The organism is Streptomyces sp. NPDC014006 (assembly GCF_043088925.1).
GTDB lineage: Bacteria > Actinomycetota > Actinomycetes > Streptomycetales > Streptomycetaceae > Streptomyces.
The window spans coordinates 79731-95569 of the sequence record NZ_JBICAJ010000004.1 but is presented as its reverse complement, the minus strand read 5'-3'; the positions used below and the strand labels follow the sequence as shown (position 1 = coordinate 95569).

Genomic DNA, 15839 nt, shown 5'->3' with positions numbered 1-15839 from the left:
CACCGAACGCCGGTCCTGTCCGGTGCCCCCCGCGGTGTCAGTGGTGCGTGCCAGGATTGATCCGTGCCGCAGACCGATTTCACCTCCCCGCTCGTCGGCCGGGACCGGGAACTGACCCGGCTCCTCGGCGCCTTGGAGCGCGCCCGCGCCGGTGAGGCGCGGGCGGTGGTGGTGGCCGGCGACGCCGGGGTGGGCAAGACCCGGCTGCTGGACGAGGTCGCCGGGCATGCCGCCGGGCAGGGCATGCGGGTGCTCACCGGGCACTGCGTGGACCTCGGTGACGTCGGCCTGCCGTATCTGCCGTTCACGGAGATCCTCGGCCGGATCGCCGAGGACGAGCGGCTGGCCCCGCATCTGGCCGGGCATGCCGCGGTCGAGCGGCTGCGCGGCGGTGGCGAGGCGCGCGGCGGCGACCCGGCGCGGGACGCTGACGCCCGGCTGCGGCTCTTCGAGGGCATGGCGGCCCTGCTCGCCCGGCTCGCCGAGGACGCCCCGCTGCTGCTCGTGCTGGAGGATCTGCACTGGGCCGACCAGTCCTCCCGGGACCTGCTGCGGTTCCTGCTGACCCGCGGCGCGCTGGGAGCACCCGGGCCACGGCTGGCGGTGCTCGCCTCCTACCGCTCCGACGACCTGCACCGGCGTCATCCGCTGCGGCCCCTGCTGGCCGAGCTGGTGCGGCTGCCGGCGGTGGAGCGGCTGGAGCTGCGGCCCATGCCGGACGCCGAGATGACCCGGCTGCTGCGGGCACTGCGCGGTGAGCCGCTGCCGGACGGCACGGTGCGCACGATCGTGGAGCGGGCCGAGGGCAACGCCTTCTATGCGCAGGAGCTGCTCGCCGCCACCGGCACACAGGCGCAGGGCGTGCCGAGCGCCCTCGCGGACGTGCTGCTGATCCGGGTGGAGCAGCTGCCGGAGACCGCGCAGCAGGTGCTGCGCACCGCCGCCGTCGCGGGGCGCCGGGTGGAGCACGATCTGCTGCGCGAGGCGGTCGGGTTGTCCGAGGACACGCTGGAGGCGGCGCTGCGCGAGGCCGTCGGCCGCCAGCTCCTGGTACCCGACGACGGGGAGACCTACGCCTTCCGGCACGCGCTGACCCGTGAGGCCGTCTACGCCGACCTGCTGCCCGGTGAGCGGGCGCGACTGCACGGCACGTTCGCGCGGCTGCTCGCCGGGCGCGGGGGCACGGGCGAGAGCGCGGCGGAGCGCGCCCACCACTGGCGCGAGAGCCATCATCTGCCCGAGGCGCTCGCCGCCTCGCTTCAGGCCGCCGACCACGCCCGGGGGGTGGGCGCGCCGGCGGAGGAGCTACGGCATCTGGAAGCGGCGCTCGATCTGTGGTCCGCGGTCGATCCGGCGGCCCGCCCGGCCGGTGAGGGCGGCGACCGGATCACGCTGACGCTGCGCGCTTCGGCGGCTGCCGTGCACGCGGGCGAGGTGCACCGCGCGGTCGCGCTGACCCGGGCGGCGCTCGCCGGCATCGGGCAGGACGCGGACTCGGAGCTGGCCGCCCGGGTGCGCTACACCCTCGCCGGGAACCTCCTGACCGCCGACAATCTCACCGCCGCCTTCGCCTACAGCAGCGAGGCGCTCGCGCTGATCCCGGAGGAGCCGCCGACGCGTACCTGGGTGTGGGCGGCGGCCACCCATGTGATGGCGGCCCGTGAGGTCGGGGCGTCCCAGGCCGCATTGCACGTGGCGCGGCGGGCGCTGTCCGCGGCGGAGCAGCTGGGGGTGGCGGACGCGCAGGCCGATCTGCTGATCTCGCTGGTGGGGCTGGAGGGCGGCGCGCGGCGCACGGCCGAGGGGCGCGAGCGGCTGGTGCGGGCGCGGGAGCTGGCCCGGCGCGCGGGCAACGCCCCGGTGGAGATGAGAGCGTTGTTCCATCTCGCGGTCGGCTGCTTCGAGGCGGGCGCCTTCGCGGAGAGCGTGCCGTGGGCGGCGGAGGGGCTGGAACGCGCTCGCGACGCGGGGTTGCTGTCGTCGCCGTATCCGCTGGAGATGCGGTATCTGCAACAGCTGGTGCTCTACACGCTGGGCCGGTGGGACGAGTGCCTGCGGGCGGCGGCGGAGGCCAGGGCGGTGCCGGCGGCCGGCGGTTACACGGCGGGCCCGGCGCTGTACGTGGCGCTGGCGCGCGGTGACGCGGGGGCCGCCGGGCGGGCGCGGGCGCTGCTGCGGGGCCCGTTCGACTGGATGGCGACGCTGGTCGCGGGGATCGTCCTGACCGACGCGGCGGCGTGGCGGGGTGATGCCGAGGCGGCGGTGGAGCAGGCGCGCGCCACGGTGGCGGCGCTCACCGACGACGCGGGCACCCTGCCCGACGCGGCGGTGCGACTGCTCGCGCTGGCGCTGTCCGCCGTCGCCGACACGGCCGCCGGGCTGCGGTCGGCCGGTGACGCCGCGGGGGCGCGGCGGTGGGCCGACGTGGCGGGCGAGCTGGTGGAGCAGGCGCGGCGGGCGGCCGGGCACAGCGAGGCGGGCCCGCCGCAGGGGCCTGAGGGCCAGGCGTGGCTTGCCCGGGCCGAGGCCGAGTGGACCCGGGCCGTCTCCGGCCCGGACGCGGCGGCCTGGGAGAAGGCGGTGGCCGCGTTCGGCTTCGGCGAGGTGTACGAGCAGGCGCGGTGCCGGCTGCGGTGGGCTCAGGCCCTGCTCGCCGAGGACCGGCGCGCCGAGGCCGCGGTGCAGGCCGGTGAGGTGCGCGGGACGGCCGTACGGCTGGGGGCCGCGCCGCTGCTGGAGCGGGTCGAGGCGCTGATCCGGCGCGGCCGGCTGAGTGGCGCGCCGGGGGCCGAAGGACCGTCCGCTCCTTCGCCACTGACGGCGCGTGAGCAGGAGGTGCTGCGGCTGCTCGCGCTCGGCCGCAGCAACCGCCAGATCGGTGAGGCGCTCTTCATCACCGGCAAGACGGCGAGCGTGCACGTCTCCAACATCCTGGCCAAGCTGGGTGCGGCGAGCCGCACGGAGGCGGTGGCGATCGCCCACCGCGACGGGCTGCTGGCATCCGAGCCGAGCACCTCCTGACCCCGGGGAGGCTGTGGCCGTGACGCGGCCGCCGCCGTCCCGGACATGACCCGACGTCAGATCTGCGCCCGGATTGTCGCTTTTCTTGATTTTCGCCGCGATACTGTGCGCGGCCACGCCGTACCGTTTCCGACGGGCGGTCAGATGTGGCTCCAGCACAGCGACGTGACGAAAGGCGAGGCCTCGGATGATCCCAGCAGCACTGCGCAGAGGTACGGCACTGGGGGCGGTCGTGCTGTCCCTGCTGACGGTCCCGGCACACGCCGCCACCGCACATCCCGCACGTCCCGCCGCACCGGCGGCCGCCCTGCCACGGCCCGACCTCGCCGGCCTGCGCGAGGTCCTGCGCACCGCCCAGCGGCAGGGCGCGCCGGGCGCGATGGCGCGGATCGACGACGGCGGCTCGGTGCTCGGCGCGTCCGTGGGCGTGGCAGACCGGGCCACCAAGCGGGCGCTGGCGGACACCGACCGCTTCCGCGTCGGCAGCATCACCAAGACCTTCACGGCCGTGGTACTGCTGCAACTGGCCGACGAGGGCAAGCTGAACCTGGACGCGTCCGTCGACCACTACCTGCCGGGGCTGCTGCCCGACCGCGGGATCACCGTCCGGCACGTCCTGAGCCACCGCAGCGGGCTGTACGACTACACCAACGACATGTTCGCGCAGACGGTGCCCGGCTTCGAGGCCGTGCGCACCAAGGTGTTCACCTACCGCCAGCTGGTGGACCGCTCGCTGCGGCACGCCCCGACGGGGAAGCCCGGCGGCGCCTACTCCTACTCCAACACCAACTTCGTGGTGGCCGGCATGCTCGTGGAGAAGCTCACCGGCCGTCCGGTGGCCACCGCCTACCAGGACCGCATCATCACGCCGCTGAAGCTGCGCGACACCTTCTACGTGCACCCCGACACCGCGCTGCCCGGCCGGTACGCGCGCGGCTACCTCACCCCCGACACCGAGGGAGCCGCGCTGGTCGACGCCACCCGGCAGACCGTGTCGTGGGCCCAGAGCGCGGGCGCCATCATCTCCAGCACCCGGGACCTGAACACCTTCTACTCGGCGCTGCTGCGCGGCAAGCTGACCTCCGCCGCGCAACTGCAGCAGATGCGGCGCTGGGTGCCGGCCGGCACCGGGCAGGCCTACGGCCTCGGGCTGCGCCGCCGCGACCTGTCGTGCGGGGTGTCGGTGTACGGGCACACGGGGGCCGTCCAGGGCTACTACAGCTACGCGTTCACCTCGGCGGACGGGCGGCGCAGCCTCGCCGCGCTGGCCGACACCTCCAACAACGCGGCCGTGCACACCACGATGCTGCGCACGCTGGAGTCCGCTTTCTGCGGCACCCCGGCGAAGAGCCGACGCAGCAGCACGGTGACCGAGCGGCCGGAGGACGCCGCCGAGCCTGCCGTCCGCCGATGAGAAGGAAGCCGGTTCTCTTCACCGTGCGGAGCAACCCCCGTGCGTGATCCGGCGTCTTGAAGGGCAGCACCATACGCCGCCCCGGCCCACTCCCCCCTTGGGCCGGGGCGGACCTCTGCGTCCCGCACATCCCGGCGCCCCGGAGTCTTTTGAACGAAGGACAGGAATCCGGGCCGCGTTGAACGGACGCCGTCCCGGTCGCCGTACCTCAGGGAAACGGGTGAACCGGGGTGCAGCGAGGGATGACCATGGGCACAGCGGACGGTTCCACGCAGGCGTGGGTCGCCGGACGGTACCGGCTCCTCGACGTCGTCCACGAGGAGACCAACCGCGTCTGCTGGTACGGCGAGGACACGGCCGCCGGACAGCCCCGGCTGCTCACCCGGACCGGGCTGCCCGACACCGGGACGGGCGCGGAGGAGCGGGACCAGGCGCGCCGCGCCACCGGGCGTGTCCTGCGCATGGCCGAGACGATGAGCCGGCTGTGCCCGGGCCGCGTCCCGGCGGTCGTCGACGCGGTGTACGAGCGGGGCGATCTGTGGACGGTGACGGAGTGGGCCGAGGGCACACCGCTCGGTGAACTCCTCGCCCAGGAGGGCCCGTTGCACCCGGTGCGGGCCGCACGCATCGGGCTGGAGCTGCTGGACGTGCTGGAGGCCGCGCACGCGGAGGGCATCACGCACGGCGAGCTGAGCCCCGGGCAGGTCCTCGTGCGCGACCACGGGCCGGTCGCGGTCACCGGCTTCGGCCTGGCCGGCGCGACCCTGGCCCCGCGCGTCGCGGCACCGTCGTACGCCTCGCCGGAACAGGCACGCGACGAGCGGATCTCACCGGCCGCCGATCTGTGGGCGCTCGGTGCGCTGCTCTACACGATGGTCGAGGGCCGGCCGCCGTTCCGGGAGCGCGAGCGGCCTGAGGCCACGCTGAGGGCCGTGGACCGGCTGCCGCTGCGTACGCCCGTGCGCTGCGGGCCGCTGACGCGGGTGGTGCAGGGGCTGCTGCGCAAGAACTCCCGCGAGCGGCTGTCCCGTGGGGTGGTCCGCGAGGTGCTCACCCGCGTGCTGCACGAGGACCCGGACGCGGTGGTGCCGTCCGTGCCCGCGCCCCGGCTGCGCCGCGCCTACGCCGCCTGGCACGCCGGCCCGGCGTGGCGGCGGCGGCACGTGGCGGTGGGCGCCGCGGTGGCGGTCGTCGCCGTGACCGCCGTGGCTCTCGCCCTGCGGCAGGGCCCGGGCTCCGCGGACGCCGCGCGGACACCCGCGCCCTCCCCCGCGGCGACCGGGACGGCGCCCGCGGCCACCGGGACGGCGGCGGCCCCCCGGCCGTCGGGCACGCCGGCGCCGGGACTGCCGTCCGGCTACCGGCTGTACCGGGCGCCGGAGGGATTCTCGGTCGCGCTGCCGGACGGCTGGGGGCGGCTGCGCACCTCGCCGGGCCGGGACGGGGCGTACCGAGTCGTGTTCGGCGCGACGGACGATCCGCGCACGCTCGCGGTGACGTACAGCGAGCGCGTCGGCGGGGACCCGGTCGCCGTGTGGCGGGACGACGTGGAGCCCGCTCTGCGCGCGGCGGGCGGTTACAAACGGGTCGGGGCGATCCGGGCGACGACGTACCAGGGCCGCCGAGCCGCCGACATGGAGTGGCTGGTGACGACGGCCGGCGGGACGCGGGTGCGCACCTTCGGCCGCGGTGTCCTGCTGGGCGGCGGCCGGGGATTCTCGTTGCGGTTGACCGCCCCCGCCGCCGACTGGGGCGACCCCGGCAGGCGTCAGGCCCAGGAGGTCGTCCTGCGCAGCTTTCGGCCTGCCTCAGGATGACGAGCCGGGTGCGCGCAGCTTGCGCAGCGGCACGCCGGGCATCAGCGGCGTCGTGTGCCAGCGGGCGGTGAACGTCCGGGCCGGGAGGGAGCAGGTCACGCGCAGCGAGTGGGGGGTCTCCAGGAAGGCGACGTCCACGGCCAGGGTCCCGGCCTCCGTCCAGCCGCCACTGACGGCGGTCGGCAGCGGCTCCTCGGCGACGGCCCACCCGCCGTCGCCGAGGTGCAGGGGCAGTGCGTGGCCGTCCTCGGTGAGTGTGAGCGTCCAGCCGTCCTCCTGCGCGGTCACCGACACGGAGGTGAGGCCCGGCTGGTCCGCGCAGCCGCCGCCCTCCGGGTCGAACACCGCGCCCGTCCAGGCGTCCGCCCGCTCCGGCGGTGCGGGTTTGCCGGCCGCTGCGGGCAGCGTGAGGTGCGCGAGCCGCTCGCGCAGGGCCGCGTCGGCTTCCTCCCGGCCCTCCAGCGGCCCGGGGCGGAAGGCGGGCAGCAGATGGGCCCAGACCAGGTCGAGAACCGTCTGCATGCCCACGGTCTCCGACGTGAGGGCGACCACGGCGTCCTGCTCCGGCAGCACCAGGCAGAACTGGCCGTAGGCGCCGTCCCCGCGGAAGCCGTGCCGGGACATCCAGAACTGCAGGCCGTAGCCGAGGTCCCAGTCGCCGCCGGACATGGCGCCGGCCGTCGCGATGTGCGCGCGGGTGGCCTCGGCCACCCACTCCTCGGGCAGCAGCTGCCTGCCCTCCCACCGGCCGCGGTCGAGATACAGCTGCCCGAGCCGGGCGACGGCGTCGCAGGTGGCGTGAAGACCGCTGAAGCCCAGCTCGCGACCGCCGCGGTCGCGGTGCCAGACCGCGCCCCCGATGCCGAGCGGATCGAACAGCCGCGGACGCAGGTAGTCGGTGAGCGATTGGCCCGTCACCCGCTGCACGACGGCGGCGAGCGTGTAGGTGGCCGGCTGGTTGTAGGCGAACACGGTGCCCGGGTCGCGTTCCGGCGGCAGCCGCAGGAAGCCGTGCAGCAGGTCGTCCGGGTCCAGGGCGCGCGCCCGGTCCATGGTCTCGGCGACATGCCCGCTCGCCATCGACGCGACGTGCCGCACAAGCATGCCCCGTACCCGGGGATCGGTGACCTCGTCCGCGAACTCGGGGAAGTAGGCGAGCACCGGGTCGTCCAGCCGCAGCAGCCCCTCCGCGGCGGCGAGCCCGGCGGCCGTACCGGTGAAGCTCTTGCTGAGCGAGTACAGCAGGTGCAGGCGGTCCTGGGTGTACGGCGCCCACGACCCGGCGGCGACGAGGTGGCCGTGGCGCAGGATCAGCAGGCTGTGCGGCCTGATGCCGGGCGCGGCGTCGAGGGCGTCGAGGAAGGCCTCGACACCGGTGGCGTCGACGCCCTGGGCGGCGGGGGCGGACGAAGGCAGCGGGCGCGCGATCATGAGGGCATCCTGCCTCGGGATAGGCCGAATGGTCGAGAGGGCCTTCGCGGGAGGGGCGCCTCGTTTTCACCCTCCGCCCCACGGGGACCCGTGACCCATGGTGCAAATCGGATACACGATGATGACCGAGCAGGCCGGCCCCCGGGAGCTGGTCGACCACGTGGTGCGCGCCGAGGAGGCGGGCTTCGACTTCTCCGTGACGTCCGACCACTACTTTCCGTGGCTGCGCTCGCAGGGGCACGCTCCGTACGCGTGGAGTGTGCTGGGCGCCGCCGCGCAGGCGACCGAGCGCATCCCGCTCATGACGTACGTGACGTGCCCGACCTTCCGCTACCACCCGGCGGTCGTGGCGCAGAAGGCCGCCACCCTTCAGCTGCTCTCCGAGGGCCGGTTCCGGCTGGGGCTCGGCTCCGGCGAGAACCTCAACGAGCACGTCGTGGGCGGCGGCTGGCCCTCCGTGGACGTCCGGCACGAGATGCTGGAGGAGGCCGTGGAGATCATCCGCGCGCTGTTCGATGGCGGCCATGTCAATCACCGCGGCACGCACTTCGACGTGGAGTCGGCGCGGCTGTGGGACGTGCCCGAGGAGCCGCCGGCGATCGGGATCGCGGTGTCCGGGGAGAGGTCCTGCCGGCTCGCGGGCCGGCTCGGCGACCTGGTCATCGCGACCGAACCCGAGGCGGGCCTGCTGGAGGCCTTCGACCGGCACGGCGGGCAGGGCAAGCCGCGGGTCGGGCAGCTGCCGGTGTGCTACGACACCGACCGGGACACCGCGATCAAGCGGGCGCACGCGCAGTTCCGCTGGTTCGGCAGCGGCTGGAAGGTGAACTCCGAGCTCCCGCACCCGGACTCCTTCGAGGCGGCGACGCAGTTCGTCACGCCGGACGACGTGGCCGAGTCGATCCCGTGCGGCGACGATCCGGAGGCCTTCGTGGAGGCCGTACGGCCCTATGCCGAGGCCGGTTTCACCGAGATCGCGCTCGTGCAGATCGGCGGCGACGCGCAGGTGCCGTTCCTGGACTGGTCGGAGAAGACGCTGCTGCCCGCGCTGCGGGACGCCTTCGCCTGAGCCGGCGCCGCGTCGCGTCGCATCGGGCACACGTGCGCACAAGCGCGGCCAATCGGTGGATATAGGCTGCCGGTCTGCACACCCGTCGGCCCTGCCCCCCTCTGGAGTGTCCCGGTGACCCAAGCGATCGCCCCGTCCGAGCCGCCCACCGCCCCCGAGTCCGCGTCGGTCCCGGCGCCCGCGTCCGCGCCCGAGTCCACGTCGAGGTCCGGGCCCGAGACCATGTCGGCGCCCGAGCCCGAGGCCCCGTCCTCCGCGGCGTCGGGGGACGTGGACGACCTCGTCGCCCGTGACGCGCGCGAGTTCGGGGCGTACGCCCGTACCGGAGGGTGGACCTTCGCCCTGATGGTGGCGCGCAGTGTCCGCCCGGGCGGGCAGGCCGCCGACGAGACGCCGAAGGTGAGCGCCAAGGACTTCGCCGAGCTGGCGGGGTGCTCGGCGGAGCGGGTGCTGCGCTACTACAAGGCATGGGACCGGGCCGCCGACGACGGTCTGGTACCGCACCTCGAGGCGCTGCGGCCGGGGCAGGACGTGGAACTGCCGGACGCCGACGTGTGGCCGGCCTACTACGTCTCGCGCAGCAGCGCCGCCTCCGAACGGGGCACGGTCATCGCCGAGGTGGCCGCGGCGGAGGGCATCCGGCCGACGAAGGCGCTGGAGGTGGCGGAGAACCCCACCGCGCTGCGCGCCGCGATCCTGGCCGACCCCTCCACCGCACGCGCGGCGCAGCAGGCACTGCTGGACCGGGTGCGCGAGGATCCGGAACTGCAGGCCGCGCTGGCCCGTGACGTGGTGCGCACCGACGACCTGAAGAAGGCCGTGGCATCCGAGAGCCGCTCGGCCGACCGCATCGGCTACGTACGGCAGATCGCCGAGTCCGGACAGATCAGGACCCCGGCCGGGCAGACCGTCGAGGCGCCCGTCGAGGTGCGCCGGGAGGCCGAACGGCACCTGTCCCTGATCGACGAACTCGACGACGGCGAGGACAGCGCCGAGTGGGCGTCCGAGGCGTACGACACGATGAAGGATCTTGTCGCCGAGACGGTGGAGGCCGACCCGGACCTGCGGGTGACGGAACGGCGGCAGAAGTTCTACAGCAGCCTGACGAAGGCCACCCGGGTGTTCGAGGAGCTGACCTTCGACGACGCCGAGGACTTCTACGAGGACGACATGCTGCTGCGGCTCGAGGAGCTGCAGCAGGCGATCGGCTCGTGCCTTGCGGCACTGCGTGCCAGTCGCGGGAATCACTCGAGTAGCTGAGCATCTTTGGCGTTACGGGGGTACCAGGGGTTCGCTCCCGTCCGTTCCTCTCGGAAGGCCTGTCCAGGTGAACCCCTTCGCTCACACGACGCTGGTGGTGGAGTTGCAGGCGGGCGACACGGAACGCTTCGCCGTGCTCGCCCATCTGAGCTACGACGCCGCCGACCCGTTCGTCGTCACCGCCGTGTTCAGCCACCGGGGCCGGGTGCTGGCCCGCTGGCAGCTGGACCGGGAGATGCTCGGAGAGGGGCTGCGGCGGCCCGTCGGTGTCGGGGACGTGCGGCTGCGCCCGACGGGCGGCGGACTCTTCGACGAGCTGCGCATGGAGTTTCTCGGCGACGCCCACCCGGACGGGGGGCGCCACCATGCGGTCGTGTTCGCCTGGGCCGCGGCCGTCTCGGCGTTCCTGCGCAGAACGTGGCAGCTGGTCCCGCCGGGCCGGGAGGAGGTCCGCGTCGACGACTTCCTGGCCCAGCTCTCCGTGGGGCCCTGACGGGCCGGGATACCTGCGCTCCTGCCGTGGCGGTCGCGTTCCCGGCCGCCTGCGCCCTGCGGCCGGGACGCCCAGCGGGACATCTTCCGTGCGCCGCGCTGGGCCGTCCCGGCCGCCTTGGCACGCCTTGGCCGGTTCTCAGCGTGATGTGTAGCGGCGGCGGGTCCACAGGGGCAGCACGAACCAGCACAGTACGTACCAGGCGACCACGGCCGACACCAGGTACGGGACATAGCTGTCGTGGGTCGCCACCCGGAGGATCAGCAGCAGCGACGAGGTCATGGCGGCGAGCAGCAGGAGCAGACCGACGAATGTCAGCCGGGACGCCCAGCGCACCGCCATCGGTTTGACCCGGCGGCCGGCGACCAGGCGGTGCAGGGAGACCGGCCCTATCAGCGCACCGGTCGCGCAGGCGCCCAGGACCACCGTCACGATGTAGATGGCCTGGTCGGTACTTTCCAGCTGCGCGTACTTGGGCGTGAACACCACGGTCAGCAGGAAGCCGAAGAGGATCTGCACGCCGGTCTGCGCGACCCGCACCTCCTGGATGAGCTCGACCCACATCCGGTCGGCCCGCTCCTCCTCGGTCTCGTTGCGCCCCCGGCGCCGGACCGGCCCCTCTTCGGCGACCGCCACCATTCCTCCCCGGTGAGAACCACGAACATCGTCCTCTCCGCGAGTACCCAGGAAAGCGGCGGTCCTGCCCGGTCAGGGTCTACCAGCGGTGCTCGACCTGTTCCCGGATGCGCCGGTCGTACAGGTCGCGGATCGCCGTGAGGGTCTCCTCGGACAGCTCCGGCAGCCGGGCGGCCGCGGCGTTGGCGCGGGCCTGCTCGGGCGATCGGGCGCCGGGGATCACCGTGGTGACGCCGGGCTGCTGGACGATCCAGCGCAGGGCGAGCTGGGCCGGGGTGTACCCCTCGGGGGCGAGGGCGGCGAACTCGGCGGCTGCCTCCACACCGGTCGCGTAGTCCACGCCGGAGAAGGTCTCGCCCTGGTCGAAGGACTCGCCGTGCCGGTTGAACGTGCGGTGGTCGTCGGGCGGGAAGACGGTGTCCTTGGTGTACTTGCCCGACAGCAGACCGGAGGCGAGCGGGACGCGGGCGATGATGCCGACGCCGGCCTCCCGGGCCGCCGGGAGCACCTCGCGCAGGGGTTTCATGCGGAACGGGTTGAGGATGATCTGCACACTGGCCAGGTTCGGCCGGGCGATCGCCGTCAGCGCCTCGGCGCAGGTCTCCACGCTGACGCCGTAAGCGGCGACGCGCTCCTCCTCGACCAGGGTGTCGAGGGCGTCGAAGACCTCGTCGGAGGAGTAGACGGGGGTGGGCGGGCAGTGCAGCTGCACCAGGTCGACGCGGTCCACGCCGAGGTTGCGGCGGGAACGGTCGTTCCAGGCGCGGAAGTTGTCCAGGACGTAGTTCTGCGGGATCTGCTCGACGCGGCGGCCCATCTTCGTGGCGACCTCCACGTGCAGGTCGGGGCGGCTGCTGAGGAACGTGGCGATGGTGGACTCGCTGCGGCCGTCGCCGTAGACGTCGGCGGTGTCGAAGAAGGTCACGCCGGACTCGGCTGCCGCTTCCAGCACCGTGAGGGCTTCCTTGTCGTCGACCTCGCCCCAGTCGGCGCCCAGTTGCCAGGTGCCGAGACCGATGACGGACGCGTGCTGACCGGACCTCGGGAATTCGCGCTCTTCCATGGCCTCAGTCTGTCACCGGGCGAGGCACAACGCCGGAACCGGCTGCCGCGGCGTGAGATGCGCCAGGATCGTCGTTCCGCTACGGCGTGAGGTGGGCCTGGATCGTCGGGCCGTACCGGGCGACGAGGTCGTCGACCGGCAGGGCGCGTACCTCCTCGCCTCGGGCGATGCCGGCCATCACGCCCAGGCCGAGCAGGCCGGCCACGGCGAGTTCGGCGCGCAGGGCCGCGTCGGGGCCGCTCAGCCGGGCGGCGAGCCGCGCGGTGACCTGGCTGCGGAAGTTCGCCCGCAGCACCTCGCCGTGCTCGCCGTGCAGCGGGGCGAAGACGATGCGCAGGATCGGGTCGGCGCCCTGCTCGCGCTGGCTGACGACGACGTGCCGCACCATGTGCCGGCCGAGGTCGTCGAGCGGGGCGTCCAGCAGCGCCTCGGCGTCGTCGGCGAAGGACATCACGCGGGCGAAGAGGGCGTCCTTGTTCCCGAAGTACTTCAGGATCAGCGGGGCGCTCACCCCGGCCCGCTCCGCGACGGCCTTCAGCGTGATGTCGGCGTGCGCGTGCCGAGCCAGCAGGTGGCGGGCGGCTTTCAGGATGGCCGCTCGGGTCGCTTCGGCATCGCGACGGGCGGCGGCCCCCGGCCGGGGCGGGGTGGCGGTGGGGTCCGCGGCCGTCGTGCGGGACGTGGTGCTCACCTCTCTCATGTTCCCGCCGGCGTCTGGTCCCGGTCGGACCGGCTCTCGCCCCGGGCTTCGCGGGTGGCACCGGACGCCGCCTCGCCCGGAATGGACAGGGCAGCCGCGCAGGCCACCAGGGCCACGGCGCCAGCCATCGCGAACGCGCGCAGATAGCCGTGCAGGGTGGGCACCGGCGTCCCGGCGACCGGGCTGCTGTGGTGGACGAGGACGGCGGCGACGGCGGCGCTGGAGACGGCCTGGCCGATCGTGCGCATGAGGACGTTGACGCCGTTGGCGGAGGCGGTCTGCCCGGCCGGCACGGCGCGCAGGATCAGCGTCGGCAGCGCCGAGTAGGCGAGGGTGGTGCCCGTCGCCACGACCGTCGCCCCGAGGATGATCATCCACAGGTCCCGGCTGTCGACGATGCGCACCGCGTAGCCGCAGGCGATCACGGCGGCGCCGAGGGCGAGCGTGATGCGGGGGCCGCGCGCGGCGGAGATGCGGGCCGAGACCGGGGACAGCAGCAGCATGGTCACGCCGCCGGGCAGCAGGCACAGGCCGGTGGCGACGATCGACAGCTGCAGCCCGTACCCGGTGGACTTGGGCGCCTGCACCAGCTGGGCGGTGACCAGGGAGTTGGCATAGAAGGCGAAGCCGGTGAGCAGGGCGGCCACGTGGGACAGGCCCACCCGCGGGCGCACGGCGAGCCGCAGGTCGACCAGCGGCCGCGGGCTGCGCAGCTGGTGCCACCACCACAGGGCGAGGACGACGAGGGCCCCGGCGAACAGACCGGTGATCCGCGGGCTGCCCCAGCCCCACTGCCCGCCCTGGGACACGCCGAGCAGCAGGCAGACCAGGCCGGCGGCCAGCCCGAGCGCGCCGAGGGCGTCGAACCGGCCCGGCTCGCGCACCGGCGATTCCTTCACCGCCCACCACACCGCCGCGACGCCCGTCGCGCCGAGGGCGCTGGTCAGCCAGAACATGGTGTGCCAGTCGGCGTACTGGATGACGAGCGCGGCCAGCGGAAGGCCGAGCGCGGCCCCGATGCCGACGGTGGAGCTCATCAGCGCGACCGCGGAGCCGCGGCGCTCGGGCGGCAGTTCGTCGCGCAGGATGCTGATGGACAGCGGGACGACGGAGGCGGCGGCGCCCTGCAGGGCGCGGGCGGCGATCAGCACGGTGATGTCGGAGGACAGCGCGCACATCACCGAGCCGACGGTCATCAGGGCGAGTGCCGCCGTCAGCACGCGCCGCTTGCCGTACATGTCGCCGGCCCGCCCGAGCACCGGGGTGAGGACGGCTCCGGACAGCAGGGTCGCCGTCACCATCCAGGACACCGCGCCGGGCGAGGAGCCGGTCAGCCGGGGCAGGTCGGGCAGCAGCGGCACGACCACGGTCTGCATGACGGCCATGAGGATGCCGCCGAAGGCGAGCACGGGGATGGTGAGCCGGTCCCGCAGACCGTTCGGCCGGGATATCGGTACGGGCGACGCCATGAGCACTCCAGCGGCCGGGGCCAGGGGACGACGAGGGTGAATTCCCATTCACCCTAGCCGGTGAATGGGAATTCACCTTCTTTCTTTCACGAGACTTTCCGCTGACCGCCGGCGGCGTCGCTCCGGCTTTTCCCGGTCCGCGGGAGGCCTGCTCAGGTTCCCTCAGTCCGCCGGGCGCCGTGCGGCGAGCTCCCGTGCGTGCACGCTCCGCGCGAGCCTCGGGCCGAGCCAGCGCTTGAGGCGGCGCAGCGCGTCGAGCTGACCGGCCGCCTTGTCGAGGCGGTAGTACAGCTGGGGTGGGACGTACGGCAGCAGCGGCGAGTGGCGCTGGCCGAGCAGGGCGAACATCTGCTCCGGCGGGAGCTGGAGATAGCGGGTCAGGTCCTCATACCACCGGGCGCTGTAACGGGCCGCGCTCTGCGCCGGCAGCAAGGCGGTCGTACGCGCGCGTTCGTAGACGGCGAGCGCCTGCGGCAGGGCCGCGTGCTCACGCAGGGCCCCGGCGAGGGCGATGGCGTCCTCCAGGGCGAGGGTGGTGCCCGCGCCGATGGAGTAGTGGGTGGTGTGCGCGGCGTCGCCGATCAGGACGAGGTTGCCGCGGTGCCAGGTGCGGTTGGTGAGGGTCCGGAACGTCGTCCAGGGGCTTTTGCCGTCGCCCGCAGGACGTCCGACGAGGGGGTGGCCGTCCAGGATGTGCGCGAAGAGGTTCTCCAGCAGGGCGAGCCGGTCGGGTTCACCGCGCCGGTCGAGACCGAGGCCGGTGAAGGTCTCGGGCGCGCACTCGATGACGCACGTGCTGTGACCGGGGCCGTAGGGGTAGCCGTAGCACCAGATCCAGCCGTGCGCGGTCTCGACGAAGGCGAACGTGAAGGAGTCGAAGACGCGGGTGGTGCCGAGCCAGACGTAGCGGTTGCGGCCCGGCGTGAGACGGGCCCCGAAGTGGCCGGCGTGGCGGCTGCGCAGGGCGCTGTGGACGCCGTCGGCCGCCACGACGAGGTCGGCCCCGGGCAGGTCGTCGGCGCGGACCTCGGATTCGAACTCCAGCCGTACGCCGAGGTCGCGGGCGCGGTCGGCGAGGATCTGCAGGAGCCGGTGGCGGCCGATGCCGTGGCCCTCGTCGCCGGGCTGGCGGGTCAGGTCGCCGCGCACATGAGCGACGCCCTCGTTCCAGCGCACGGAGCCGGCCTCGACGGCGCGCGCCGACTCGGGGTCGTGCGCGTGGAGCTGGTCGAGCAGTCCCCGCCAGTAGGTCACGCCCCAGCCGTAGGTGGAGCCCTCCGGGTTGCGCTCGTGGACGGTGATGTCGTGGGCGGGGTCCTGCCGCTTGAGCAGGATCGACAGATACAGCCCGGCGGGCCCGCCGCCGATGCAGGCGACCTTCACGCGCACCTCTCGAGTTACCCGAAGCGGTCGTTCGACGACGCAGAGTAGCAGTCGAGGGGGTCCGTTTTACGCCCGCTCGCGTC

At 74.0% G+C, this 15839-nt stretch carries 12 protein-coding genes; 6 read left to right on the top strand and 6 right to left on the bottom strand.

Translation table 11 applies throughout. The features are described 5' to 3' along the window. Nucleotides 1-63 precede the first annotated feature (63 nt). The 3 genes from ACF1GV_RS15650 (at nucleotide 64) to ACF1GV_RS15640 (ending at nucleotide 6252) form a co-directional block, all read left to right on the top strand. A complete protein-coding gene (locus ACF1GV_RS15650; protein ID WP_391680560.1) occupies nucleotides 64-3021 on the top strand; it encodes an AAA family ATPase in 2958 nt (985 codons plus the stop codon). 187 nt (nucleotides 3022-3208) lie between these two features. Continuing rightward, the gene (locus ACF1GV_RS15645; RefSeq protein ID WP_391680558.1) at nucleotides 3209-4435 is read left to right on the top strand and encodes a serine hydrolase domain-containing protein; all 1227 of its coding nucleotides are present in this window, start codon (nucleotides 3209-3211) and stop codon (nucleotides 4433-4435) included. A 242-nt stretch (nucleotides 4436-4677) separates the two neighbouring features. Next, nucleotides 4678-6252 (top strand): protein kinase, encoded by a 1575-nt coding sequence (locus tag ACF1GV_RS15640; protein WP_391680556.1) that lies wholly within the window; start codon nucleotides 4678-4680, stop codon nucleotides 6250-6252. Here ACF1GV_RS15640 and ACF1GV_RS15635 read toward each other — a convergent pair. Then, nucleotides 6244-7683: a serine hydrolase domain-containing protein gene (locus ACF1GV_RS15635; protein WP_391680554.1), complete on the bottom strand. Its 1440-nt coding sequence runs from the start codon at nucleotides 7681-7683 to the stop codon at nucleotides 6244-6246. The two genes, ACF1GV_RS15640 and ACF1GV_RS15635, sit on opposite strands and share 9 nt — an antisense overlap. A gap of 97 nt (nucleotides 7684-7780) precedes the next feature. Between ACF1GV_RS15635 and ACF1GV_RS15630 the strand changes: the two genes are divergently transcribed. From ACF1GV_RS15630 to ACF1GV_RS15620, 3 genes are all read left to right on the top strand, one after another. Continuing rightward, a complete protein-coding gene (locus tag ACF1GV_RS15630) occupies nucleotides 7781-8752 on the top strand; it encodes an LLM class F420-dependent oxidoreductase (protein ID WP_391680552.1) in 972 nt (323 codons plus the stop codon). A 222-nt stretch (nucleotides 8753-8974) separates the two neighbouring features. Continuing rightward, nucleotides 8975-10012 carry a hypothetical protein gene (locus ACF1GV_RS15625; protein WP_391681589.1) on the top strand — a complete coding sequence of 346 codons (1038 nt, stop codon included), beginning with the start codon at nucleotides 8975-8977 and terminating at the stop codon, nucleotides 10010-10012. A 67-nt stretch (nucleotides 10013-10079) separates the two neighbouring features. After that, entirely contained in the window at nucleotides 10080-10505 is a 426-nt protein-coding gene (locus tag ACF1GV_RS15620) for an SsgA family sporulation/cell division regulator (RefSeq protein WP_391680551.1), read from the top strand. Nucleotides 10506-10643: 138 nt separating this feature from the next. Here ACF1GV_RS15620 and ACF1GV_RS15615 read toward each other — a convergent pair whose 3' ends face one another. The 5 genes from ACF1GV_RS15615 to ACF1GV_RS15595 all read right to left on the bottom strand — a co-directional run bounded on the left by ACF1GV_RS15615 (nucleotide 10644) and on the right by ACF1GV_RS15595 (nucleotide 15762). Then, nucleotides 10644-11144 carry a DUF6328 family protein gene (locus ACF1GV_RS15615; RefSeq protein ID WP_391680549.1) on the bottom strand — a complete coding sequence of 167 codons (501 nt, stop codon included), beginning with the start codon at nucleotides 11142-11144 and terminating at the stop codon, nucleotides 10644-10646. A gap of 76 nt (nucleotides 11145-11220) precedes the next feature. Next, entirely contained in the window at nucleotides 11221-12204 is a 984-nt protein-coding gene (locus tag ACF1GV_RS15610; RefSeq protein ID WP_391680547.1) for an aldo/keto reductase, read from the bottom strand. A gap of 79 nt (nucleotides 12205-12283) precedes the next feature. Next, entirely contained in the window at nucleotides 12284-12904 is a 621-nt protein-coding gene (locus ACF1GV_RS15605) for a TetR family transcriptional regulator (RefSeq protein WP_391680545.1), read from the bottom strand. Then, complete coding sequence (locus ACF1GV_RS15600; RefSeq protein ID WP_391680543.1) at nucleotides 12901-14373, bottom strand: MFS transporter; 1473 nt, start codon at nucleotides 14371-14373, stop codon at nucleotides 12901-12903. The genes ACF1GV_RS15605 and ACF1GV_RS15600 overlap by 4 nt, the downstream gene beginning before the upstream one ends. A gap of 162 nt (nucleotides 14374-14535) precedes the next feature. Further along, complete coding sequence (locus ACF1GV_RS15595; protein ID WP_391680541.1) at nucleotides 14536-15762, bottom strand: FAD-dependent monooxygenase; 1227 nt, start codon at nucleotides 15760-15762, stop codon at nucleotides 14536-14538. Between the last annotated feature and the right edge of the window lie 77 nt (nucleotides 15763-15839).

Coding starts and splice junctions, on each gene's coding strand:
- ACF1GV_RS15625 (WP_391681589.1), top strand. CDS start 8,975: ATGTCGGCGCCCGAGCCCGAGGCCCCGTCCTCCGCGGCGTCGGGGGAC.
- ACF1GV_RS15645 (WP_391680558.1), top strand. CDS start 3,209: ATGATCCCAGCAGCACTGCGCAGAGGTACGGCACTGGGGGCGGTCGTG.
- ACF1GV_RS15635 (WP_391680554.1), bottom strand. CDS start 7,683: ATGATCGCGCGCCCGCTGCCTTCGTCCGCCCCCGCCGCCCAGGGCGTC.
- ACF1GV_RS15610 (WP_391680547.1), bottom strand. CDS start 12,204: ATGGAAGAGCGCGAATTCCCGAGGTCCGGTCAGCACGCGTCCGTCATC.
- ACF1GV_RS15630 (WP_391680552.1), top strand. CDS start 7,781: ATGGTGCAAATCGGATACACGATGATGACCGAGCAGGCCGGCCCCCGG.
- ACF1GV_RS15600 (WP_391680543.1), bottom strand. CDS start 14,373: ATGGCGTCGCCCGTACCGATATCCCGGCCGAACGGTCTGCGGGACCGG.
- ACF1GV_RS15640 (WP_391680556.1), top strand. CDS start 4,678: ATGACCATGGGCACAGCGGACGGTTCCACGCAGGCGTGGGTCGCCGGA.
- ACF1GV_RS15605 (WP_391680545.1), bottom strand. CDS start 12,904: ATGAGAGAGGTGAGCACCACGTCCCGCACGACGGCCGCGGACCCCACC.
- ACF1GV_RS15615 (WP_391680549.1), bottom strand. CDS start 11,144: ATGGTGGCGGTCGCCGAAGAGGGGCCGGTCCGGCGCCGGGGGCGCAAC.